A 21,806-nucleotide genomic window follows, 5' to 3' on the forward strand; every position below is an offset into this window, starting at 1 on the left:
CATGGCTGCTGAATTCGATCTCGTCATCATCGGTTCGGGCCCGGGCGGCTACGTCGCCGCCATCCGCGCCTCGCAACTGGGCCAGAAGGTCGCCATCGTCGAGCGCGAGTCGCTGGGCGGCATCTGCCTGAACTGGGGTTGTATCCCGACCAAGGCCCTGCTGAAGTCCGGTGAGAAGTACGAGAGCCTGTCGCACCTGAAGGAATACGGCCTGTCGGCGACCGGTGCGTCGTTCGACTTCGACGCCATCATCCAGCGCTCGCGCGGCGTCGCGGCGACGATGAACAAGGGCGTCGCCTTCCTGATGAAGAAGCACAAGGTCGAGGTGATCGAGGGCACGGCCAAGCTGGAGAAGGCCGCAGGAACGCCGAAGGTCGTCGTGGCCCTGAAGGCCGGCGGTTCGCGCACCGTCGAGGCGAAGAACGTCATGCTGGCCGTCGGCGCCCGCGCCCGCGCCTTGCCGCAGATCGGTCTGGAAGCTGATGGCGACAAGATCTGGGCCTATCGCGACGCCCTGGCGCCGAAGAAACTGCCCAAGACCTTCGTGGTCATCGGCTCGGGCGCCATTGGTCTGGAATTCGCCAGCTTCTACCGTGCCTTGGGCTCGGAAGTTACGGTTGTGGAAGCGGTTGACCGCATCATGCCGGTCGAGGACGAGGAGATCTCCAAGGCCGCCCAACGGGCGCTGGAGAAGCGCGGTATCAAATTCCGCGTCGGCGCCAAGGTGACCAAGGTTTCCAAAGCCGCCTCGGGTGTGAAGGTCGATGTCGAGATCGGCGGCAAGGCCGAGGCGCTTGAAGCCGAGGTCTGCATCTCGGCTGTGGGCATCACCGCCAATACGGACGGCATCGGTCTGGAGGCCCTGGGCGTCGAACTGGACCGCGGCCACATCAAGATCGACAGCCACTGCCAGACCAATGTGAAGGGCGTTTTCGCCATCGGCGACTGCGCCGGCGCGCCCTGGCTGGCGCACAAGGCCTCGCACGAGGGCATCCACGCCGCCGAATACATCGCCGGTTTCAAGACTCCGAACGTCGTCTCGCCGATCGCGGGCTGCACCTACACCCAGCCGCAGGTCGCCTCTGTCGGCGTGACCGAGCAGGCTGCCCGCGCCGAGAAGCGGGAGGTCAAGGTCGGCCGCTTCCCGTTCAAGGTGAACGGCAAGGCCGTGGCCGCCGGCGAGACCGAGGGCTTCGTGAAGACCATCTTCGATGCGAAGACCGGCGCCCTGATCGGCGCCCACATGATCGGTCACGAAGTCACCGAGATGATCCAGGGCTACGTCACCGCCATCACCATGGAAGCGACGGAAGAGGACATGCACGGCATCGTTTATCCGCACCCGACCATGTCGGAGGCCATGCATGAGGCCCAGCTCGACGCCTACGGCCGCATGCTGCACATGTGATGCTGACGGGGAAGGGCGTCAGCGCTTCTTCCCCAGCTCCGCCGCGATGTCCCTGGTCATCCGGCCGACCTTGCGGTGGGCCGTGGTGATCTGGTCACGAGTGACGCCCCAGCGCTTCATCCAGTATTCGACGGACTGTCGCTCGGACAGGTCGATCCGGTCCTTGTCGATAAAGCCGCGCTTGTCTTTCAGACCCGCCATGTTCGCACCTCTGTTGGGCGGACAGGCTTACGCTGATGCTGAGCCTCAGTGAAGTTTCTCACGCGACCCGGGGGGGATGTCGGCCGGAGAAGCAGGGCTGTCTCAAACTGCAGTCCGTTTAATCGCCTAAGATATATTATGCGAAATGAGATGTGGCTGGTTTTGTGTCGCTATGCAGCCTGAGACGACTTTTCAATGATTTGTCGCGATTTTCTCTCTCGAACAGAGAGGATGCGTTCAGCCCTTCGGCTTGCGATCCTGCAGACGCGCTGCGAGGCTTGAGGTGTCCCAGCGGGCGCCGCCCATGGCCTGGACCTCGGAATAGAACTGATCGACCAGCGCCGTCAGGGCCAGATGGCTGCCGTTGGCGCGGGCTTCGTCCAGCACCAGGCCCAGATCCTTGCGCATCCAGTCGACGGCGAAGCCGAAATCGAACTCGCCCCTGGCCATGGTCTTCCAGCGGTTTTCCATCTGCCACGACTGGGCCGCACCCTTGGAGATGGCGTCCAGCACGGCGTCGGTGTCCAGATCAGCCGACTGGGCGAAATGCACGGCCTCGGCCAGACCCTGAACGACGCCGGCGATGCAGATCTGGTTGGCCATCTTGGTTAACTGGCCGGCGCCGGACGGCCCCATGTGTTTGATGGCCTTCGAGTAGCTCATCAAGGCGGTCTCAACCCGCGCCAGAGCCGCTGCATCGCCACCGGCCATGACGCTGAGCTGGCCGTTCTCGGCGCCGGCCTGACCACCGGAGACAGGGGCGTCGATGAAGAAGGCCCCCTGCCCCGCCGCCAGCGCCGCCATTTCGCGCGCCACCTTCGCCGAAGTCGTGGTGTGGTCGATGATCACCGCGCCTGTCGCCAGATGCGGCAGGGCCTCGGTCACGACCTGACGGACATCGTCGTCATTGCCGACGCACAGGATAAACAGCTCGGCGGCTTTGGCGGCTTCGGCCACGGTCGCCGCGAAGGCGCCGCCGTTCGCTTCGGCCCAGGCGCGGGCCTTGTCCGGCGAGCGGTTGTAGCCGGTGACCGGATAACCGGCCTTGATCAGGTGGCGCGCCATCGGGGCGCCCATGACGCCGAGGCCTGCGAAAGCGGCCTTCATCAGTCTGCTCCCAGTGACCCGTAGCGGCCGCGCCAGAAGGTCAGGGCGTCGCCTTCGGCGGTCGACCAGGCTTCGACGCGGCCGACGATGACCATGTGGTCGCCCATCTGGATCCGGTCGTGCACCGCGCATTCGAACCGGGCCAGCGCCTCCGGCAGGCACGGCGGGCCGTCGGGGCGGCGTTCGAACTCATGCGGTTCCAGCAAGGCGACGCCGCGGGCGAAGCGCACCGCCTTGTCCAGGTCCTCGGCCGGCAGGATGTGCACGGCGAAACGGTCGGCGGCGGCGAAGACCGGCCACCGTTCCGAGCGCTCGTCGATGCACCACAGCAGCAGGCGCGGTTCCAGCGAGACCGAGGTGAAGGAGTTGATGGTCAGGCCCAGCGGCCCCTGCGGGCTGTCGGCCGTCACGACGCAGACGCCGGTCGCGAATGAGCCCAGCGCCCGGCGGTAGGCGCGGGTTTCATCGGTTGGATGTTCGGGCGGCGGTTCGAGCGTCACCAGACGGACCTACGGTCCCCGGCGCGGCAAAACAAGCGCGGTGTGCGTGAGATCGAATATGGGAAACGTCGCCTTAACCCTGTTGTCCCATGTTCGGACAGTTTCGCGCGCTGAAGGCCCCTCCCCATGTCCATGAGTGATCGTCCGATCCTCATCAAGAAGATCAAGAAGGGCGGCCATGACGGCCACCACGGCGGCGCCTGGAAGGTCGCATACGCCGACTTCGTGACCGCGATGATGGCCTTCTTCCTGCTGATGTGGCTGATCAACACGACTGATCCGGAACAGAAGCGCGGCATCGCCGAGTATTTCGCGCCGGCCAGCGTGTCGGCGACGACCTCGGGCTCGGGCGGTATTCTGGGCGGGACGGCGCTCGGCGATGACGGCTCGAAGTCGTCGGGCACCAATTCGGTGATCACCCAGCTGGCGCCGGAATCGCCGCAGGACCCGTCGCAGCAGGCCGGGCAGAGCTCGGACCTGACCGGCGCAAGCGAGCAACAGCTCCGCGATGAGATCGCCCGTCGCGAGTCGGCTGATTTCGCCTCGGCCGCCGAATCCCTGCGTCAGGCCATGCAGTCGATGCCGGAGCTGGCGGAGCTGTCGAAGCAGCTGATCATCGACCAGACGCCGGAAGGCCTGCGTATCCAGCTGGTGGATCAGGAAGGGCGTTCGATGTTCGACCAGAACTCGGCCCGTCCGAACGCCCGCGCCCAGATCCTGCTGCGGGCCGTGGCCCGGGTGATCAACCAGCTGCCGAACCGGATTTCGGTAACCGGCCACACCTCGGCGGCGCCGGGATCGAACCGGGCCACGGGCCCCAATGATTGGGCGCTCTCGTCAGAGCGGGCCAATGCTTCGCGGCTGGTGCTCCAGGCCGCGGGCGTCGATCCGGACCGGGTCTATCAGGTCTCGGGCAAGGCGGGCTCCGATCCGCTTTACCCCGATGATCCGACGCTGGCGGGCAACCGCCGGATCGCCATCGTGCTGTTGCGCGAGGCGCCTGTCCTGCCGACGGACACCAGCCTGTGACCGGCCGCCTGTCGCGCCGGGTTCGGGCGACGGGCGAACGGGCTTGCGCCCCGCTGCAATGCGGCGCCAGATACGGGAATGAGTGGTTCGCCGGAATTCGGGCGTGTTCGGGTGCGGAGATGACTCCGTGACCTTCGTTCCGCAGCGACAGCTTCGCTTCTACATGACCTCGGTGGCGCCCTGCCCCTATCTGCCCGGCCAGACCGAGCGGAAGGTGTTCGCCAACCTGCCGTTCAGCGACGGCGCCCACGTCAATGACGAGCTGACCCAGGCGGGGTTCCGGCGCAGCCAGAACATCGCCTACCGCCCGGCATGCGAGGCCTGCGAAGCCTGCGTTTCGGTGCGAGTGCCGGTGGGCGGGTTCGCCTTTTCACGCTCCCAGCGGCGTATTCTGAGGCGCAACGACGACCTGTCGCGCGATCTGGTCGAGGCCGAGGCGACGGCGGAGCAGTTCGAGCTGCTGCGCCGCTATCTCGGCGCCCGGCATGCCGAGGGCGGTATGAACGGCATGGGCTGGGCCGACTATGTCGCCATGGTCGAGGATACGGCCGTGCGGACCCATCTGATCGAATATCGCCTGCCGTCGCCGGACGGCGGGCCGGGTGATCTGGTCGGCGTCTGTCTGACCGACCTGCTCTCGGACGGGCTGTCGATGGTCTACAGCTTCTTCGATCCGGCGCTGGAGGACCGCAGTCCCGGCCGGTTCGCCATTCTTGACCATATCCGTCAGGCGAATGCGGTGGGCCTGCCCTATCTGTACCTCGGCTACTGGGTCCGGGGGTCGCAGAAGATGGACTACAAGGCCTCGTTCCGGCCCATGGAGCAATTGACCCGCTTCGGCTGGCAGCGGATGTCGGATCAGCCTGTCGAGGGCACCGAGGTCGAATAGCCGGGGGACGCCGCCAGGGCCTCGCCTGACCAGGGGCCGGGGTCCCGCCCTCCCCCGAACTTCACCAGGGCCTCGATGCGCTTCTGGATCGGCGGATGGCTGGCGAACAGGCCTTCGAGACCCACGCCGTCCGGCTGGTTGTCGAGGAACAGCTGCTGGACCTCATCCGGCCCCTTCAGGCTGGACCGGCCGTCAACCTTGCGCAGGGCCGAGATCATGGCGTCGGGGTTCTTGGTCAGTTCGACCGCGCCGGCGTCGGCCACGAACTCGCGGGTCCGGGACAGCATCATGCGAATGACGATGGCCAGGGCGAAGCCGACCACGGCGAAGCCGATGCCGATCAGGATCAGCGGCATGGCGTTCTTGTTGTCCTCCCGGCGGCGACCGGCGCCGGAGTAGAGCAGACCCCGGAAGACCATCTCGGCGATGACGCTGATGATGCCCGCGAAGATGCTGGCGATCATCATGGTCCGCACGTCCTTGTTGATGACGTGGGTCAGTTCGTGGGCCAGCACCGCCTCAAGCTCATCGCGGTTCAGGGTCTGGACCAGCCCGCGCGTAACGGTGACGCTGTACTGGCCCTCGTGCAGGCCCGAGGCGAAGGCGTTGAGGCTGTCGCTGTCGATGACGCGCAGGGTCGGGGTCCGCAGACCCCGAGAAATGGCGAGGTTTTCCAGAAGGTTATAGAGTTCCGGCTCTGTCCGGCGCTCGACCTTTCGGGCGCCGGTCAGCATGTCGATCATCGTCTGGCTGCCGAAGTAGGCGATGGCGAACCAGAGGCCGGCGATGACGAAGGCCGCGGGCACGGTGAAGCCCAGCCACGACGCGGCCAGCGCCATGTCGTCAACGAGCCCCTTGCCCGTTCCCGGCAGGACGCCCATCCCCATCAGGACCAGCTGCACCCCGTACAGGATGAAGCCCACCAGAATAGGGAAGGTCGCCAGCAGCAGGATCGACCGGGTGTTATTCGCCCAGATGTGGGTCTGGAGCCCGACGGCGCCCATGATCGCGACTTAGAACTTCACCTGCGGCGGCGCGGCGTTCAGCGCGGCGCGCTCACCCTCGCCCACGTCGAAGAAGGGCTTGTCCGAGCCGAAGCCGAACAGACCGGCGAACAGGATGGTCGGGAACTGACGACGGACGGCGTTGAACTCGCCCACGGCGCTGTTGAAGAAGCGACGGGCGGCGGCCAGCTTGTTCTCGATGTCCGACAGTTCGGCCGAGAGTTGCTGGAAATTGGTGTTGGCCTTCAGGTCCGGATAGGCCTCGGACACCGCGAACAGGCGGCCCAGGGCGCCGGTCAGCATGTTCTCGGCCTGCACCTTGTCGTTGACCGAGGTGGCGCCGGCGGCGGCGGCGCGGGCCTGGGTCACGGCGTCCAGGGTGCCGCGCTCGTGCGTGGCGTAGCCCTTCACCGTCTCGACGAGGTTCGGAATCAGGTCCTGACGCTGCTTCAGCTGGACGTCGATGTCCGCGAACGACTGGTCGGCGCGTTGATCCAGCGCGACCAGCTTGTTGTAGCCGCCGATGGCGATGAACAGCAGCACGACGACGATGACGCCGATGATGATCCAGGTGATCATTTCATTCTCCAACCGACCGGAGGCCCGGTCCTTCCGTGATTATCGCGCGACAGGGCCGCGCTTGATAATGAAATCGGCGTCACCCGTCGTTCAGCGGAACTTCCGCATGCCGCGCGGGCCCTGACGGCCGGCCTGGGCGCGCTTGCCCAGCCAGTCCTTCCAGTCCGGCCAGTTGCGACGGCGACCGCCGCCGTCGGCCCATTCCGGCCCCTGTTCGGCGTTGAAGACGGTGACATCGACCAGACCGCCCTGTTTGAAATTCTGCAGCTTCACGCCCTTGCCGCGGCCCATTTCGGGCAGTTCGGCCAGCGGGAAGATCAACGCCTTGATGTTCTCGCCGATGGTGGCGATGTGATCGCCCGCCGGAGATTGAGGCACGCGCAGGGCCGCGAGAAGCTCGCCGTTCAGCACCTGTTTGCCGCCGCGCTTCTGGGCCAGCAGGTCGTCTTCCGGCGCGATGAAGCCGTAGCCGGCCTTCGAGGCGATCAGCAGCTTGCCGCCCGGCTGGTGGGCCAGCAGGTTGATGATCTCGGCCTTCTCGTCCAGCTCGATCATCAGGCGCAGCGGCTCGCCATGGCCGCGCCCGGAGGCCAGCTTGTCGGCGCCGACGGTGAAAATGCGGCCGTCGGAGGCCGCGACCAGCAGTTTGTCGGTCGTCCAGGCGGGCACCAGGAAGGCCAGGCTGTCGCCTTCCTTGAACTTCAGTTCCGACGGGTCCTCGACCTTGCCCTTGGCGGCGCGGATCCAGCCGCGCTCCGACAGGATGACGGTGATCGCCTCGCGCGGAATGAAGGCTTCGGGGGCGACGAAGGCGGAGGTGTCCACGGCTTCGGCGATGGTGGTGCGACGCGGCGAGATCAGGGCCTTGCGAACGGCTTCGAGGTCCTTGCCGATCTGCTTCCACTGCTTGGCTGGCGAGGTCGAAAGTGATTGCAGGGTGGCAAGTTCTTCCGACAGTTCCTTGAATTCGTTTTCAATCGCCATCTCCTCGATGCGCGCCAGCTGACGCAGCCGGGTGTCGAGGATGTAGTCGGACTGCATCTCGGTCAGGCCGAAGCGGGCGATCAGGACGGCCTTGGGCTGTTCCTCTTCGCGGACGATGCGAATGACCTCGTCGAGGTTGAGGAAGACGATCCGCAGACCTTCCAGAAGATGCAGGCGCTTCTCGACGCGCTCGATCCGCCATTGGGCGCGTCGGATCAGAACTTCCTGACGGTGATCGAGGAAGGCGCGCAGACAGGCCTTCAGACCCAGAACGCGGGGCGTTCCGGTGCCGTCCAGAACGTTCATATTGATGGGGAAGCGGACTTCCAGGTCAGAAAGCTTGAACAGGCTTTCCATAAGAACTTCAGGCTCTACGGTCCGGGTCTTTGGCTCGAGGATCAGGCGAATGTCCTCCGCCGACTCGTCGCGTACATCGCCCAGCAGAGGGGCCTTCTTGTTCTCGATGAGGTCGGCCAGCGCCTCGATCAGGCGCGACTTCTGCACCTGATACGGAATCTCGGTGATGATGATGCGCCAGACGCCGCGGCCCAAATCCTCGGTCTCCCAGCGGGCGCGCAGGCGCACCCCGCCCCGGCCTGTCTCATAGGCATCGAGGATGGAGGCGTGCCCCTCAACCGACACGCCGCCCGTCGGGAAGTCCGGTCCCGGCACGCGGGTGACCAGTTCCTCGGTCGTCGCATCGGGGTTTTCGAGCAGCAGGTGGCAGGCGTCGATCAGTTCGCCGACGTTGTGCGGCGGGATCGAGGTCGCCATGCCGACCGCGATGCCCGACGAACCGTTGGCCAGCAGGTTCGGGAAACCTGCGGGCAGGACGACCGGCTCCTCGTCCTGATCATCGTAGGTGGGACGGAAGTCGACGGCGTTCTGGTCGATGCCCTCCATCAACAGGACGGCGGCGGGCGTCAGCTTGCACTCGGTGTAGCGCATGGCCGCGGCGCTATCGCCGTCGATGTTGCCGAAATTGCCCTGACCGTCGACCAGCGGATAGCGCTGGGAGAAGTCCTGGGCGAGGCGGACCAGGGCGTCATAGATCGAGGCGTCGCCGTGCGGGTGATAGCCGCCCATGACCTCGCCGACGACCTTGGCGCATTTGCGCGCGGCCGCCTGCGGGTTCAGCCGCATCTGGTGCATGGCGTACATGATCCGGCGGTGCACCGGCTTGAATCCGTCGCGCACGTCCGGGAGGGCCCGGTTGGTGATGGTCGACAGGGCGTAGGCGAGGTAGCGCCTGGACAGCGCGTCGCCCATCGGCTCGTCAACGATGCGGCCGCCCTCGGGCGGAGGCGTATGAATGCTCATGGGGTCCGAATCGGCAATCTGAGCCCGGAAGTCTAGCGGTCAGAGTCCGGTCCGGTTCGAATTTAGCGGACATAGCGGACATATCGGACCCTGTGTCCACAGCCGGATGCGTTCACCCGTCCTCCTGTTCGTCGGGCGGCGAGTGCTCATGCATCATTTCCGCCCGGATGTAGTCGGCGTCCCGGTAGACCACCCCGGTCAGGTCGGCGCGGCGGTCGCGCAGATCTGTGGTTAGACGCGCCACGCGGAGCCAGGCCGCCGTCTGGACCGGTCCATCCAGGGCTGCGCACTCGGCCGCCCGTCGGAAAGCGAAGCGGGCGAGTTCGGTGACGTCAGGGGTGAACAGCAGGTCATGGAGGTCCTGTCTGTTCAGATCATCGATCTGCGCCAAGGCGGGATAGACCTGTTCTTCCTGTCCCCGCTGGTCGCGGGGACGAGGACGCAGGGCCTCGGTGTCGGCGTCGCGCCGCCAGTTCTCCAGCGCGGCGCGGCGGCGAATGCTGCGGTCCGCGAGGTCATAGCGCTCAGCCAGAAGCAGGGTGGAAGCGCCAGCGCAGTAGTCATGGCGAATAGCGGTCCAGACGTCTTCCGGGCGGTGGGTGCGGTTGATGCAGGGGGGCTGTGTCATGTCTTGTATTTTCGCCTCTGTCGGAGGCGTGCGAGGCAAATGGCGAACTGTAAAAAACAACGCCCTGACAATGCTGAATTTCTTCGCACAAATTCGGCTGAACTTTTGTCGGTGGCTGGCTCCAAGGCGGGCATTGCCTATGTGGGAAGCAACGGAGTTTCGTCATGCAGACCGCCCTCACCCGCCGACTGAACCTGCGCCATCCGATTATCCAGGCGCCGATGGCGGGCACCTCGACGCCGGAGATGGCGGCGGCGGTGACGGAGGCCGGCGGGCTGGGCTCCATCGCCATCGGTTCGGTGGGCGTGGACGAGGCGCGGGCCGCGATCCGCAAGACCCGGGCGCTGACCGGCGGGCCGTTCAACGTCAACGTCTTCTGCCATGATCCCGTCGAAGCCGATCCGGCGCGCAACGCCGACTGGATCGACAGCCTGAAGCCGTGGTTCGCGGCCTTCGGCGCCGAGCCGCCAGTCGAGCTGAAGAACATCTATCGCAGCTTCCGCGTGGACGACGCGGCGCTGGCCCTGCTGATCGAGGAACGGCCCGCCGTGGTCAGCTTTCATTTCGGCCTGCCGGACGCGGCGCGGATCGCGGCGCTGAAGGCGGCGGGGATCGTGCTGCTGGCCACTGCGACCTCGCCGCAGGAAGGGCGCGCGGTTCAGGGGGCGGGCATCGACATGGTGATCGCGCAGGGCGTCGAGGCGGGCGGGCATCGGGGGGTGTTCGATCCGGCGGACGATCCCCGCTTCGCCACCCTGCCCCTGACCCGGCTTTTGTCGACGGCGCTGGACATTCCGGTGATCGCGGCGGGCGGGATCATGGACGGCGCGGGCGTGGCGGCGGCGCTGGCGCTGGGCGCGGCGGGGGCTCAACTGGGCACCGCCTTCGTCGCGTGCCCGGAAAGCGCGGCGGGCGCAACCTATCGGGCGAAGCTGGCCGGAGCGGATGCGGGACGCACACGGGTCAGCGCGGCCATCTCGGGGCGACCCGCGCGGGGGCTGGAGAATGACTTCATGCGCCGCGCCGACGAGGGCCGGATCGCGCCCTATCCGTTCGCCTATGACATCGGCAAGGCGCTGAACGCGGCGGCCACGGCGGCGGGCGATACGGGCTATATGCCCAACTGGGCCGGTCAGGGCGCGCCGTTGAGCCGGGCGATGCCGGCGGAGGCCCTCGTTGAGACGCTGGTCCGGGAGACGCGTCAGGCGCTGGGCCGCATGGGCGATCTGCGTGCCCAGGAATGATCCGGACCGCCCCGTCGACGTATCCGGACTGTAGCCGCATCGGAAAGGCCCTCGCATGATCCTGTTCCTGCTCTCCTATCTGGCCGGCGCCCTGACCATCGTCAGCCCCTGCATCCTGCCCGTTCTGCCATTCGTCTTCGCCCGCGCCGACCGTCCTTTCATGCGCAACGGCTTTCCGTTGCTGGCCGGGATGGCGGTCACCTTCGCCGGCGTCGCCACCCTCGCGGCGTTGGGCGGAGGATGGGCGGTGCGGGCCAATGAGGTCGGGCGCTGGATCGCTCTGGCCGTGATGGCCGTGCTGGGCCTGAGTCTTCTGGTTCCGGCCCTCGGCGACCGGCTGATGCGGCCTTTCGTGAGCATGGGGTCATGGCTGACCGACCGGGTGGAGACCCGATCGGGCGACGAGGGCGACGTGCGCGCGTCCCTGCTGCTGGGCGTGGCGACCGGCCTGCTGTGGGCGCCCTGCGCCGGGCCGATCCTGGGCGTGATCCTGACCGGCGCGGCCTTGCAGGGGGCGGGCGTGGGATCGACCGTTCTGCTGCTGGCCTATGCGGCGGGGGCGGCGACGTCCCTGGCCCTGGCCCTGCTGACCGGCGGGCGGGTGTTCAGGGCGATGAAAGGCGCGCTGGGGGCCGGGGAATGGCTGAGGCGCGGTCTGGGGGCGCTTGTGCTGGTCGGGGTCGCCGCCATCGCCCTGGGGCTCGACACCGGGCTGCTGACCCGCATCTCCGCCGCCGGAACCGCCCGGATCGAACAGACCCTGCTGACGTCCATCGGTCGCGGCGTGCCGCTGAACCGTGCGCCGGAGGATGTGAGCGATCTGCCCGTCGAGGGCGTCATGCCGCCGCTGAGCGGGGCGACGACCTGGATCAACTCCCCGCCCCTGACGACCGGGCAGCTGCGCGGGAAGGTCGTGCTCGTCGATTTCTGGACCTATTCCTGCATCAACTGCCTGCGTTCCATTCCCTATGTGAAGGCGTGGGAGGAGAAGTACCGGGAACAGGGGCTGGTCGTGATCGGCGTCCACACGCCCGAGTTCGCCTTCGAGAAGTCCGAGACCAATGTCCGTCAGAACATCGAGCGGCTGGGCGTGAACTATCCGGTCGCGATGGACAATGACTTCGCCATCTGGCGCGCGTTCCGGAACAACTACTGGCCCGCCCACTATTTCATTGATGCACAAGGCCGCATCCGCCACCACCATTTCGGCGAGGGGGATTACGAGGGGTCGGAGCGGGTCATCCAGCAGTTGCTGAAGGAGGCCGGCGCACAGGTCGAAGGCGGCACGGTGCGGGTCGAGGGCGCGGGCGCCGCCGCCCCCGCCGATTTCGCGCGCATCGCCTCGCCCGAGACCTATGTCGGCTATGCCCGGGCGGAGAATTTCCGCTCGCCCGGCGGATTCGCCCGGGATGTGGTGAAGGACTATGTCGCCCGGCCGCTGTCACTGAACGAATGGAGCCTGGCGGGGCGCTGGCGGGTGACGGACGAGCATGCCGACCTGCGGGCCGCCGGGGGACGCGTCGCCTTCCGCTTCCGGGCGCGGGATCTGCATCTGGTCATGGGACCGGGCGCGACCGGCGCCTCGCCCCGCTTCCGGGTCCGGATCGACGGCCAGCCGCCGCGCGGGGACGCAGGGGCGGACATCAATGCCGAAGGGCTGGGTCGGATCGAGAGCGAACGACTGTATCAGCTGGTTCGGCAGTCGGGAGAGGTGCGGGAGCGGGTGTTCGAGATCGAGTTTCTCGATCCCGGCGCGCAGGTCTTCGCCTTCACCTTCGGCTAGCGCCTAGAGCCGCCCGGACTGGCGCAGCTTGTCGATCATCCAGACCCGGGCGGGCGGCAGGGGGCGGTCCAGCGGGTGGAAGACGAACTGTTCGAGGAAGTGGCCGGTCAGGTCGAAGCCGTCGCCGATGTCGCCGTCGGCCAGACCCGCCTGGGCGCCCAGCATGAAGGGCGGCAGCTTCAGCAGCTTTCCGGCGTAGGGCTCGCCCGCCTCGCGGCTGACGGCGCGGCCGGTGCGGGGGCTGACCCAGCACAGGTCGTCGGTCGAGCCGGTGGCGGCGCAGCGGCTGAGATCCAGGCCGAAGCCGAGATCCTCCAGCAGCCCCGCCTCGAACCGGACGAAGACGGCGGGCCAGACGTCCGGGAGGATGAAGGCGCCCATCAGCGCCTCGAAAGCGAGGAAGGCGCCGGGGTGCGGCTCGCGCTCCGGCAGGGCGCCCTGCGCCACCGCGGCGGCGGCGGCCAGACCGGTCAGGGCCATGGGGTCATCGAACAGGGCGCTGGGCCCCTCGCCCACCGGCTCCAGACGCGCCGTGCCCAGATGCTCGCTGGTGCGGGCGCGGACCTCGGCCACGACCCGGGCGCCGGGCTGCAGAAAGGGCTTCATCTTGCGCGAGGCGCCGCCCGCGACATAGGCCGCGCGCCGCCCCTGCCCCTCGGTCAGCAGATCGACCACCACGCCGGTGTCGCCATGGGCGCGGGCGGAAAGGACGAAGGCGTCTTCGGTGAAGTCCATGAGGGTTGCTTTAGCCTGCGGAACGTCCGGGGAACAGCCGCCGGATTATCCAGAAAGCTCCGCGCCTTGTCGGCGGCTGTCCCGATGGGCTACGGTCAGGGCGTACAGAGTTCGCCGGGGGGCGTTTGTGACCGATTTTCCGACCTCGAATTCCCGACGCAAGAAGCGCGGGCCGACGGGCTTCGCCGGGCCGGTGTTCGGGGCGATCGCCGTCTTCCTGTGGGCCTTCATCTTCTCGGTCAGCCAGTCCTTCACCAAGGTGACGGGCACGGCCAACATGCCGGTCGATCTGGCGCTGGGCGTCGGCGTGGGTCTGGTCGGCGGCCTGCTGGGCGCGGCGCTGGTCTGGGCGCTGCTGTATTTCGTGCTGGGACGCAGGCACACCTCCGGCGGCCTGACGCTGCTGGCGATCCTGGCGGGGATCGCGGTGGTCGGCGCCGTGCCCGCCTCCGGCTTCCGCGTGGTCGGGGCCGGGATGATGGCCGAACAGAAGGCCATGGATGAGGTCCGCCAGCGCGTCGAGGCGCGCCGGGAGGCGCTGTCCGACCGGATGTGGGACGAGCGCGCGGCCATCGTTCAGGAGGACTTCTTCGAATCCGGCGCTCTGGCCGAGCGGGGCGGTCTGGCCCGCGCCCGCGGCAAGGTCCGTGACCTGCGCGAGATGATGGTCAAGGCGCAGGCGGACGATGAGCAACTGCGCGTCCAGGCCCGCGCCGAGATCGGTCAACTGCCCGTGTCCGGCCCCCGTCGTGCACAGATGCTCAGGGCGTTCGAGCAGGGCGTCGCCAGCGAGAAGGAAGACACCCAAGTCAGTCTTGAACTCAGCACCATGATGTTCGACGAGATGGACGCTCAGCTCGATATTCTGGAGCGCCGTCGCTGGGTGGTGGAGTACGGCCAGATCGCTTTCACCAGCCTGTCGGACATGAACGACTTCAACACCCGGGCCCGCCGGATTCAGGAGATTTCGGCGGAGCTGGACGCGATGGCCCGGCGTCGGCCGTGATCCGTCGCTGACCTGCTTTTTTTTGGGGGGGGCTAGTTCTCGCCGCCCACCACCTCGACTACGGCGCGCGCCTTGTCGTTGGGGATGGTGAAGCTGAGGACGTACTGTTCGATCTTCCAGCCGTCTTCGGTCAGGCGCAGCACGCCGGAGCCGCGGGTGACGCCGTAGCTGGCGTTGTCCAGCACCTCGTCAAACCAGGCGAGGCAGCGGCAGTCGATGGGCGCGATGGTGATGACCCGGTCGCGAGGGGTGTAGGTCCAGCCGCGCCCCTGAGCGAAGTAGGGCTCGGTATAGGCGCGGAACTCCGCCAGCGACCAACGCTCGGTCGCATCCGTGCCGATGAAGCGGGCGTCGGGCGTGAACAGGGCGAAATAGGCGGTAGTGTCCGCGGCGGTCGATGCGACGTTCAACTGGTCCAGCACCTCACCGATCTCGGCCTGCGCATCCTGCGCCTGCACGGCGGGGGCGCTCAGCAGGGTCAGGGCGGCTGCGGCGACGGCGATGGCTTTCATGGTTCGATCTCCCCTTGTGCCGTACATGATTACCCCTCCCCGTCCGATTGTCGCGTGCGAACACAGGCATCATCGCCATTGCGCTCACCCCGGTTGTCGCGAAGCACGGGAGCCGCATCTCCCGCCGGAGGCCCGTATGGGCGCCGGCGGTTCAAAAGACCGGCTCGATGCGTGCGTAAGCGCCGAGGCCCCTCGCGGGTGGTCTCGATCTTTATTTAACCTGATGGTTGACAATGAGGTGCATCGGGCGCATTTAACTTATCGGTTATATATAAAGACGCCTGATGGACACCGACCTTCTCTCTGCCCGTTTCGCCGCCCTGGCTGATCCGACCCGTCGGGCCATCCTCGCGCGGCTGACCGAAGGCGAAGCGAGCGTGAACCAGCTCGCCGAGCCGTTCGACATGAGCCTTCCGGCCGTGTCGAAGCATCTCAAGGTGCTGGAGAAGGCCGGGCTGATCAGCCGGGGCAAGGAAGCCCAATGGCGTCCCGCGCGCCTCGAACCGGAAGCGTTGAAGACCGTCGCCGACTGGCTTGAGCACTATCGCCGGTACTGGGAGGCCAGCTTCGACCGCCTCGACGCCTACCTCCAGAAAATCCAGAAGGGAGACTCCTCCAATGGCCCAGGACACTGAAAACAATCCCTGTCACACCGACGGCGAGGCGCATGAGCACGCCCTGACCCTGCGTCGCGTGATCGATGCGACGCCCGAACAGATCTGGAAGGCGTGGATGACGCCGGAAATTCTGCAGCAGTGGTTCGTGCCGCGTCCGTGGACCCTGTCGGACGTGAAGATCGACCCGCGTCCGGGCGGGGTGTTCAACTTCGTCATGCATGGCCCGGACGGCGAAACCATGCCCAACCGCGGCATCTTCCTGCACGTCGAGCCGGGCAAGCGCTGGATCACGACCGACGCCCTGACACCGGACTGGAAGCCCGCCGGACAGCCGTTCATGGTGGGGACCGTCGAACTGACCCCGACCGCCGACGGTCGGACCGAATATGTCGCCACCGCCCGGCACTGGAACGCCGAGACGATGAAACAGCACGAGGCCATGGGCTTCCACGAAGGCTGGGGGACCTGCGCCGATCAGCTGGCCGAACTGCTGAAGACCCACTGAGCGAGCGGACGCCTCCATGAGCCTGACACAAGCCGAGACGTCCCGCCCGACCCTGAACATGCGACGCGTGTTCGATGCGCCCCGTGCGCTGGTCTGGCGGGCGTGGACCAATCCGGAAGCGATGGTCCTGTGGCTGGGTCCGGTCGAGTGGCCGGCGGTCAGCGTGACCCAGGACCTGCGGGTCGGCGGCGAATGGAGGGCCTGCCTGCGTTCGCCGGATACCGGGCAGGACCTCTGGCAGGGTGGCGTCTATCGCGAGATCGCGCCGCCCGAGCGGCTGGTCTTCACCTTCAAATGGGACGAGTCCCACGAGGACGGGCCGCCGGTCGACACGCTGGTCACCATGGTCCTGACCGAGACAGAGGACGGGCGCACCCGGATGGACTTCACCCACGAGGGCCTGAAGTCCGAACAGAGCCTGACCGGCCACAAGCATGGCTGGAACAGCACCGCTGACCGGCTGGAGGCCTGGCTGGCGGCCAACAAGAGCTGACAAGAACCACAGGGAGAGACGACCATGAAGATCGTGACGAGCCTGAGTTTCAAGGGAGAATGCCGCGAGGCGTTCGATTTCTACGCCAAGGTTTTGGGCGGCAAGGTGACGGCAGCCTATCCGTTCGGCGATGGACCGCCGGACATGCCCGTGGACGCGAAATACAAGGATTGGCTGATGCATTGCTGGCTGGATGTCGGCGACCAGTCGATCATGGGCGCGGACATTCCGCCGGAGTTCGGCCCGAACATCGACAAGCCGAAGAACGGCTTTGACGTCACCCTGCACACCGGGGACGCAGCCCAGGCGAAGGCGTGGTTCGACGCCCTGTCGGAGGGCGGCGCGGTGCATATGCCTTTTGGCGAAACCTTCTGGTCGCCGGGCTACGGTAATCTGGTCGACCGGTTCGGCATCCCGTGGATGGTCAACACGATCCCGGCCGAGGGATGGGCGCCTTCGGCGGCCTGACAAGGGATGCAACAGGGCCGCCCCAGTGGGCGGCCCTTTGATCGCGGAGACCGATGATGCGCACGATCCGACTGGCCAGCTTCATCTCCATCGACGGCGTCATGCAGGGACCGGGCGGTCCGCAGGAGGACACGACCGGGGGCTTCGCCTTCGGCGGCTAGGTCTGGCCTCATTTTGATGAGGCGGCGGGCGGCCTGATGGGCGAGGCCATGGGCGACGGCTACGACCTGCTGCTGGGGCGGCGGACATATGAAATCTTCGCCGCCTACTGGCCGACCATGGACGATGAGATCGGCCGCACTTTCAACGCCATCAACAAATACGTCGCCGCCGGGCCTGACACGCCGATGACCTGGGCTCACAGCCACCGGCTGGAGGGGGATGTGGTCGAGGCTGTGCGGGCGCTCAAGGCGACGGACGGGCGTGACCTGTTGATCCAGGGGTCCAGCGAGCTGGTGCAGACCTTGCTGGCGGAGGGGCTGATCGACGAACTGGCCACCCTCACCTTCCCGATCATGCTGGGGCGCGGCAAGCGACTGTTCGACGGGTCAGCGAGCCCGCGCAGCTGGGCGCTGGAAAAGAGCGTTCAATCCGCGACCGGCGTGGTCGTGAATCGCTACCGGCTGGCGGGCGATGTTGAGACCGGCAGCTTCGCCGAACAGGAGCCCGGCCCCGCCGAACTGGCGCGCCGGGACCGGTGGGCGCGCGAGGATCGTGGCTAGCGGGCGACCGTTCTGGGGAAATCCCGGCCCAGGGCCTCGGCCATGCCTTGCTGGGACAGCAGGAAGACCGCTTCGCGCTGGTGGTAGTTGTTGGACAGGACGATGACGGTCACATCCTGATCCGGCTGATAGGTCATCAGATTGCGGAAACCGGACCAACTTCCGGTGTGGAATATCTGGTTGTCCTCGAATTCGGGCCGAACCTGCCGCCCCAGCGCCTTCTCATAGATGCCGTAGCCCCAGAGCCGACGGGGCTTGCCACGCTCGTCGGGCGTGTCTTGCGGCGCGTGATCGGCGATCATCTGGCGATAGCTGTCCGGCGACAGGACATGGCCGTGGTGCAGGGCGCGCTGCCAGATCAGCAGGTCGTCCAGCGTCGAATACAGGGCGCCCGCCGCGTAGACGATGCTGACGTTGGCGTTCGGTTGCGGCGTCACGCCCCCGGCCAGATTGGCGTAGCCCATGGCCATGTCGGCGCCGCCGTCGTCATAACCTGTGTCGGTCATGCCCAACGGCCTGAAGAAGGCCTGCTGAAGATAGTCATGCAGACCCATGCCGGTGATCTTTTCGACCACGGCGCCCAGCAGGTTGAAGCCCGCGTTGTCGTACCGAACCTTCGTGCCCGGCGCGAACTGGAGGCCGTAGCGCATGGAATCCGCAGTCAGTTCCTCCGGCGTTGCGGGGGTCACACGGCGCAGGCCCCAGCCCGGTCGGGCCATCAGGTCCGGGATGCCGGAAGTGTGGGACAGCAGATGGTGTAGCCGGATCGGCGCCCAGGCCGCGGGACATGGCTGGATGTATTTGCAGACCGGGTCGTTGACCGACAGCCTGCCCTCGTCCTGCAGGCGCAGGATGGCGGCGGCGGTGAACTGCTTGCTGACGGAGGCCAGGCGGAAACGGGTGTTCAGCGCCATCGGCTTGTCGAGGCTGCGGTTCGCCCAGCCGTGAACCTGACGGAACAGAACCTCGTCACCCTTGGCGACCAGAACGCCGCCGCTGAACTGGCCGGAGGCGCCCCAGCGGTCCAGTTGCGCCTTCAGGTCCGGCAGACGCTCCACCACCTCGACCGGCGGACGGGGCGGCAGGGGATCAGGCGCGGCCTCGGCGATCTGCGGCGTGCGCACCGTACCCCAGGCGATCAGCCCGATGACGGTGAGCAGCAGCAGAGCCAGAAAGCCGAGAGCCAGCCGGGGATGGTTCCCGGCGCGACGGGGGACGTTGAACACCGAACGCGAACTCTTAGACGTCGTAGTCCAGCCCGAACTGGGCGTAGAGGGCGCGGCTGTCCTGCCATTTGGGGTCGACCTTCACGGTCAGGAACAGGTGCACCTGCCGGTCCAGCAGTTCGTTCAGTTCCTCTCGCGCCTTCTGGCCGATCCATTTCAGGGTCTGGCCGCCCTTGCCCAGCACGATGGGGCGCTGGCTTTCGCGCTCCACATAGATGGTCTGCTCGATCCGGACCGATCCGTCGGCGCGGTCCTCGAACGAGGTGGTCTCGACCGCCGCCGAATAGGGCAGTTCCTCGTGGACGCGCAGGTAGACCTTCTCGCGGGTGATTTCGGCGGCCAGAACGCGCATTGGCACGTCGGCGGACTGGTCCTCGGGATAGAGCCACGGTCCGGCGGGCATGGCCTCGGCCAACCGCTTGCCCAGATCGTCCACGCCGTCGCCGCTGAGGGCCGAGATCATGAAGACCTCGCTGTAGACGCCCGTCTCATACAGCGAATGCGACAGGGCCAGCAGGGTGTCGCGGCGCATGCCGTCGATCTTGTTCAGCGTCAGGATGACCTGCTTTCCGGCCTCCTTGAGCGCGGCGATGATGGTCTCGGTGTCCTCGGCCGAGCGGCGGTCAGCGGCCGTGCCGTCCTTGCCTTCGGCGGCGATGTGCGAGGCCGCGTCGATCAGGTGGACGACCACGTCCGCGTCATCGGCGCCGCCCCAGGCCGAGGCGACCATAGCGCGGTCCAGACGGCGGCGCGGGCTGAAGATGCCGGGGGTGTCGACCAGCACGATCTGGGCGTCGCCGTAGATGGCGATGCCGCGCACCGGGAAGCGCGTGGTCTGCACCTTCTGGGTGACGATCGAGACCTTGGTCCCGGTCAGGCGATTGACCAGCGTGGACTTGCCCGCGTTGGGAGCGCCGATGATGGCGGCGAAGCCGGCATGCTGGTTCTGGAGATCGGTCAAATCACGCCTTCACGTTGGAGAAGGGCCGTCGCGGCCGCTTTCTCCGCGTCCTGACGTGATCGCCCCTGTGCGGTCAAGGGCGGATATCCGGCTACGCTTGCTTCGACCGTGAATGTCGGGGCGTGGTCCGAGCCTGTTCGCTCGACAATTCGGTAGGTCGGAAGCGCCCGCCCCTGCCCCAGCGCCCACTCCTGAAGCGCGGATTTGGGGTTGGTCAGGGCCTTTTTTGGGGTGGCCGCGAACTCGGGCTGCCACGCGTGGTCGAAGACCTGCCGGGCCGCCTCGATCCCGCCGTCCAGCCAGACGGCGGCGAGGATGGCCTCCATGGCGTCGCCCAGAACGCCCTCACGGCGGCGCCCGCCCTGTTTCGCTTCGCCCGGCGACAGGCGCATGGCGGGGCCGACATCCAGCCGTTCGGCGACGCGGGCGCAAGCGGCCTTGTCGACAAGGGCGTGCAGGCGGGCGGACATGTCGCCCTCGTCGGCCTCGGGGAAATCGCGCATCAGTCGGTCGGCGACCAGCAGACCCAGCACCCGGTCGCCCAGGAACTCCATCCGCTGATTGTCGATGAAAGGCCGGCCGCGCGCATCACGCTCGGCGCCCTCGCCCACGCTGGCGTGGGTCAGGGCCTGCTCCAGCAGGCTCCGATCCCTGAAGTCATGGCCGAGGTTGCGCGTGAGCGCACGAACAGCCTCGGCCCGTCTGTCTGTCATCAGTTCAGGACTTTGAACCAGCGGCTCAGGCGGACCTTGGAGAACCAGCTGACCGGGTTGCCGAAGGAGGCGCCCTCGTTCCACGAGAACAGGATGATCTCGGCCTTGCCAATCAGGTTCTCGGCCGGGACCAGCCCCACGCCGCCTTGGGCGGGATCAACGCGGCTGTCGCTCGAGTTGTCCCGGTTGTCGCCCATCATGAAGTAGTAGCCGGCGGGAATTTCGAACACCGGGGTGTTGTCCAGTTCGTTGCCCGGACCGAAGTCCTGGACACGGAAGGTTTTGGAGCCGTCCGGGAAGGTCTCTTCCAGCTGAATGACCGGCAGGCCGTAGAGGTTGGTCACGTCCGCGTTGGTCAGGACCACGTCGCGCACCGGCTGGCCGTTGATGTTCAGGACGTTGTTGACCATCTGGATGCGGTCGCCGGGCAGGCCGATCAGGCGCTTGATGTAGTCGGTGCTGTTGTTGCTCGGCAGCTTGAAGACGACGATGTCGCCGCGCTTGGGCGCATTGCTGACGAACGGCAGTTCGATCCGGCCGTCAAAGATGTCCGGGCTGCCGATGATCGAGTGCTTCGAATACCCGTAGGACCATTTCGACACGACGATGTAGTCGCCCTGATAGAGGTTGGGCTCCATCGAGGCGGACGGAATGGTGAAGGGCTGGAACAGCAGGATCCGCAGGACCAGGGCGATGAACAGGGCCACGGCGATGGTCTTGGCGATCTCCCACAGCTCGCCCAGTAAGCCTTGCGACTGCTTCTTCGCCTTTCTGTCCTTCTTGCCGCGCGCATAGACGGGGGTCGTATCGACGTCCTCGAAGGGGGCGTCGCCCGCGTCGCTCCAGATCGGGCGCTTCTGTTCCGTGCTGGCCGCGACAGCGGCGGCGCCCGCAACGGCGGCGGCGGTGGCAGTGGTCTCGGGGACGCTGGAGCCCTCGTGGACGGGCTCTTCGTGGACAGGCTCGATGTGCGCCGGTTCCTCGACGGCTTCCACCGGAGCCGCGGGCGCCTCGTGCACGATCTCTTCGGCGACGGGCGCCGGCTCGTGAGTTTCGGCCGGAGAGTCGCCGGGCGTGTCCTCGACGACAGCGGCCGCCTCGACCGGAGCGGCTTCGGCAGGCGCGTCCTCGTGAGTCACCTGCTCTGCGGCAGGCGCGTCGTGGGCTTCGAT

The 21,806-nt window shown here is 66.9% G+C and carries 24 protein-coding genes; 11 read left to right on the top strand and 13 right to left on the bottom strand.

The annotated features are described in order from the left end of the window. Nucleotide 1 precedes the first annotated feature (1 nt). On the top strand, nt 2–1,408 hold the full coding sequence (gene lpdA / locus FKQ52_RS07510) for a dihydrolipoyl dehydrogenase (protein ID WP_141626606.1): 1,407 nt from the start codon (nt 2–4) through the stop codon (nt 1,406–1,408). A gap of 18 nt (nt 1,409–1,426) precedes the next feature. Here lpdA and FKQ52_RS07515 read toward each other — a convergent pair whose 3' ends face one another. From FKQ52_RS07515 to FKQ52_RS07525, 3 genes are all read right to left on the bottom strand, one after another. After that, the gene (locus tag FKQ52_RS07515; RefSeq protein WP_141626607.1) at nt 1,427–1,609 is read right to left on the bottom strand and encodes a DUF3606 domain-containing protein; all 183 of its coding nucleotides are present in this window, start codon (nt 1,607–1,609) and stop codon (nt 1,427–1,429) included. Nucleotides 1,610–1,846: 237 nt separating this feature from the next. Then, on the bottom strand, nt 1,847–2,716 hold the full coding sequence (locus tag FKQ52_RS07520) for an NAD(P)-dependent oxidoreductase (protein ID WP_141626608.1): 870 nt from the start codon (nt 2,714–2,716) through the stop codon (nt 1,847–1,849). Further along, nucleotides 2,716–3,216: a flavin reductase family protein gene (locus tag FKQ52_RS07525; protein ID WP_141626609.1), complete on the bottom strand. Its 501-nt coding sequence runs from the start codon at nt 3,214–3,216 to the stop codon at nt 2,716–2,718. The genes FKQ52_RS07520 and FKQ52_RS07525 overlap by 1 nt, the downstream gene beginning before the upstream one ends. A 126-nt stretch (nt 3,217–3,342) precedes the next feature. Between FKQ52_RS07525 and FKQ52_RS07530 the strand changes: the two genes are divergently transcribed. Beyond that, nucleotides 3,343–4,245: a flagellar motor protein MotB gene (locus FKQ52_RS07530; protein WP_141626610.1), complete on the top strand. Its 903-nt coding sequence runs from the start codon at nt 3,343–3,345 to the stop codon at nt 4,243–4,245. 163 nt (nt 4,246–4,408) lie between these two features. Then, a complete protein-coding gene (locus FKQ52_RS07535; protein WP_141628282.1) occupies nt 4,409–5,134 on the top strand; it encodes an arginyltransferase in 726 nt (241 codons plus the stop codon). On the opposite strand, the gene FKQ52_RS07540 is transcribed toward FKQ52_RS07535, so the two are convergent. From FKQ52_RS07540 to FKQ52_RS07555, 4 genes are all read right to left on the bottom strand, one after another. Then, nucleotides 5,104–6,138, bottom strand: a complete 1,035-nt coding sequence (locus FKQ52_RS07540; RefSeq protein WP_141626611.1) for a M48 family metallopeptidase — start codon at nt 6,136–6,138, stop codon at nt 5,104–5,106. The two genes, FKQ52_RS07535 and FKQ52_RS07540, sit on opposite strands and share 31 nt — an antisense overlap. 9 nt (nt 6,139–6,147) lie before the next feature. Further along, complete coding sequence (locus tag FKQ52_RS07545; protein WP_141626612.1) at nt 6,148–6,717, bottom strand: LemA family protein; 570 nt, start codon at nt 6,715–6,717, stop codon at nt 6,148–6,150. Between the two features lie 90 nt (nt 6,718–6,807). Further along, entirely contained in the window at nt 6,808–9,021 is a 2,214-nt protein-coding gene (parC, locus tag FKQ52_RS07550) for a DNA topoisomerase IV subunit A (RefSeq protein WP_141626613.1), read from the bottom strand. A 112-nt stretch (nt 9,022–9,133) separates the two neighbouring features. Beyond that, nucleotides 9,134–9,649, bottom strand: a complete 516-nt coding sequence (locus tag FKQ52_RS07555) for a hypothetical protein (RefSeq protein WP_141626614.1) — start codon at nt 9,647–9,649, stop codon at nt 9,134–9,136. Nucleotides 9,650–9,813: 164 nt separating this feature from the next. On the opposite strand from FKQ52_RS07555, the gene FKQ52_RS07560 reads away from it, so the two are divergent. After that, nucleotides 9,814–10,893 (top strand): nitronate monooxygenase family protein, encoded by a 1,080-nt coding sequence (locus FKQ52_RS07560; protein ID WP_141626615.1) that lies wholly within the window; start codon nt 9,814–9,816, stop codon nt 10,891–10,893. A 55-nt stretch (nt 10,894–10,948) separates the two neighbouring features. Continuing rightward, the gene (locus FKQ52_RS07565) at nt 10,949–12,676 is read left to right on the top strand and encodes a cytochrome c biogenesis protein DipZ (RefSeq protein WP_141626616.1); all 1,728 of its coding nucleotides are present in this window, start codon (nt 10,949–10,951) and stop codon (nt 12,674–12,676) included. 3 nt (nt 12,677–12,679) lie between these two features. Here the strand turns inward: FKQ52_RS07565 and recO are convergent, their stop codons facing one another. Further along, entirely contained in the window at nt 12,680–13,411 is a 732-nt protein-coding gene (recO, locus tag FKQ52_RS07570) for a DNA repair protein RecO (RefSeq protein ID WP_141626617.1), read from the bottom strand. Between the two features lie 127 nt (nt 13,412–13,538). Here recO and FKQ52_RS07575 point away from each other — a divergent pair, with 127 nt between their 5' ends. Beyond that, nucleotides 13,539–14,417: a hypothetical protein gene (locus tag FKQ52_RS07575; protein WP_141626618.1), complete on the top strand. Its 879-nt coding sequence runs from the start codon at nt 13,539–13,541 to the stop codon at nt 14,415–14,417. A gap of 32 nt (nt 14,418–14,449) precedes the next feature. On the opposite strand, the gene FKQ52_RS07580 is transcribed toward FKQ52_RS07575, so the two are convergent. Further along, a complete protein-coding gene (locus tag FKQ52_RS07580; RefSeq protein ID WP_141626619.1) occupies nt 14,450–14,929 on the bottom strand; it encodes a nuclear transport factor 2 family protein in 480 nt (159 codons plus the stop codon). Between the two features lie 284 nt (nt 14,930–15,213). Between FKQ52_RS07580 and FKQ52_RS07585 the strand changes: the two genes are divergently transcribed. From FKQ52_RS07585 to FKQ52_RS07605, 5 genes are all read left to right on the top strand, one after another. Continuing rightward, the gene (locus tag FKQ52_RS07585) at nt 15,214–15,564 is read left to right on the top strand and encodes a helix-turn-helix transcriptional regulator (protein WP_141626620.1); all 351 of its coding nucleotides are present in this window, start codon (nt 15,214–15,216) and stop codon (nt 15,562–15,564) included. After that, complete coding sequence (locus FKQ52_RS07590) at nt 15,548–16,051, top strand: SRPBCC family protein (protein WP_141626621.1); 504 nt, start codon at nt 15,548–15,550, stop codon at nt 16,049–16,051. Before FKQ52_RS07585 ends, FKQ52_RS07590 begins: the two co-directional genes overlap by 17 nt. Before the next feature lie 16 nt (nt 16,052–16,067). Beyond that, nucleotides 16,068–16,544: an SRPBCC domain-containing protein gene (locus tag FKQ52_RS07595; protein WP_141626622.1), complete on the top strand. Its 477-nt coding sequence runs from the start codon at nt 16,068–16,070 to the stop codon at nt 16,542–16,544. 24 nt (nt 16,545–16,568) lie between these two features. Then, nucleotides 16,569–17,012 carry a VOC family protein gene (locus tag FKQ52_RS07600; RefSeq protein ID WP_141626623.1) on the top strand — a complete coding sequence of 148 codons (444 nt, stop codon included), beginning with the start codon at nt 16,569–16,571 and terminating at the stop codon, nt 17,010–17,012. A 197-nt stretch (nt 17,013–17,209) separates the two neighbouring features. Continuing rightward, entirely contained in the window at nt 17,210–17,734 is a 525-nt protein-coding gene (locus FKQ52_RS07605; RefSeq protein WP_205750890.1) for a dihydrofolate reductase family protein, read from the top strand. Here the strand turns inward: FKQ52_RS07605 and FKQ52_RS07610 are convergent. Genes FKQ52_RS07610 through lepB form a run of 4 tightly spaced genes read right to left on the bottom strand, consistent with a single transcriptional unit; the run spans nt 17,731 to nt 21,377 of the window. Next, nucleotides 17,731–18,960: a serine hydrolase gene (locus tag FKQ52_RS07610; protein ID WP_141626624.1), complete on the bottom strand. Its 1,230-nt coding sequence runs from the start codon at nt 18,958–18,960 to the stop codon at nt 17,731–17,733. The two genes, FKQ52_RS07605 and FKQ52_RS07610, sit on opposite strands and share 4 nt — an antisense overlap. 13 nt (nt 18,961–18,973) lie before the next feature. Beyond that, entirely contained in the window at nt 18,974–19,921 is a 948-nt protein-coding gene (gene era / locus FKQ52_RS07615) for a GTPase Era (RefSeq protein WP_141626625.1), read from the bottom strand. Further along, a complete protein-coding gene (rnc, locus tag FKQ52_RS07620; RefSeq protein ID WP_141626626.1) occupies nt 19,918–20,634 on the bottom strand; it encodes a ribonuclease III in 717 nt (238 codons plus the stop codon). Before rnc ends, era begins: the two co-directional genes overlap by 4 nt. Further along, nucleotides 20,634–21,377 carry a signal peptidase I gene (gene lepB / locus FKQ52_RS16635; RefSeq protein ID WP_240811801.1) on the bottom strand — a complete coding sequence of 248 codons (744 nt, stop codon included), beginning with the start codon at nt 21,375–21,377 and terminating at the stop codon, nt 20,634–20,636. The genes rnc and lepB overlap by 1 nt, the downstream gene beginning before the upstream one ends. Nucleotides 21,378–21,806 lie beyond the last annotated feature (429 nt).

Source organism: Brevundimonas sp. M20 (assembly GCF_006547065.1).
Taxonomy (GTDB): Bacteria; Pseudomonadota; Alphaproteobacteria; order Caulobacterales; family Caulobacteraceae; genus Brevundimonas.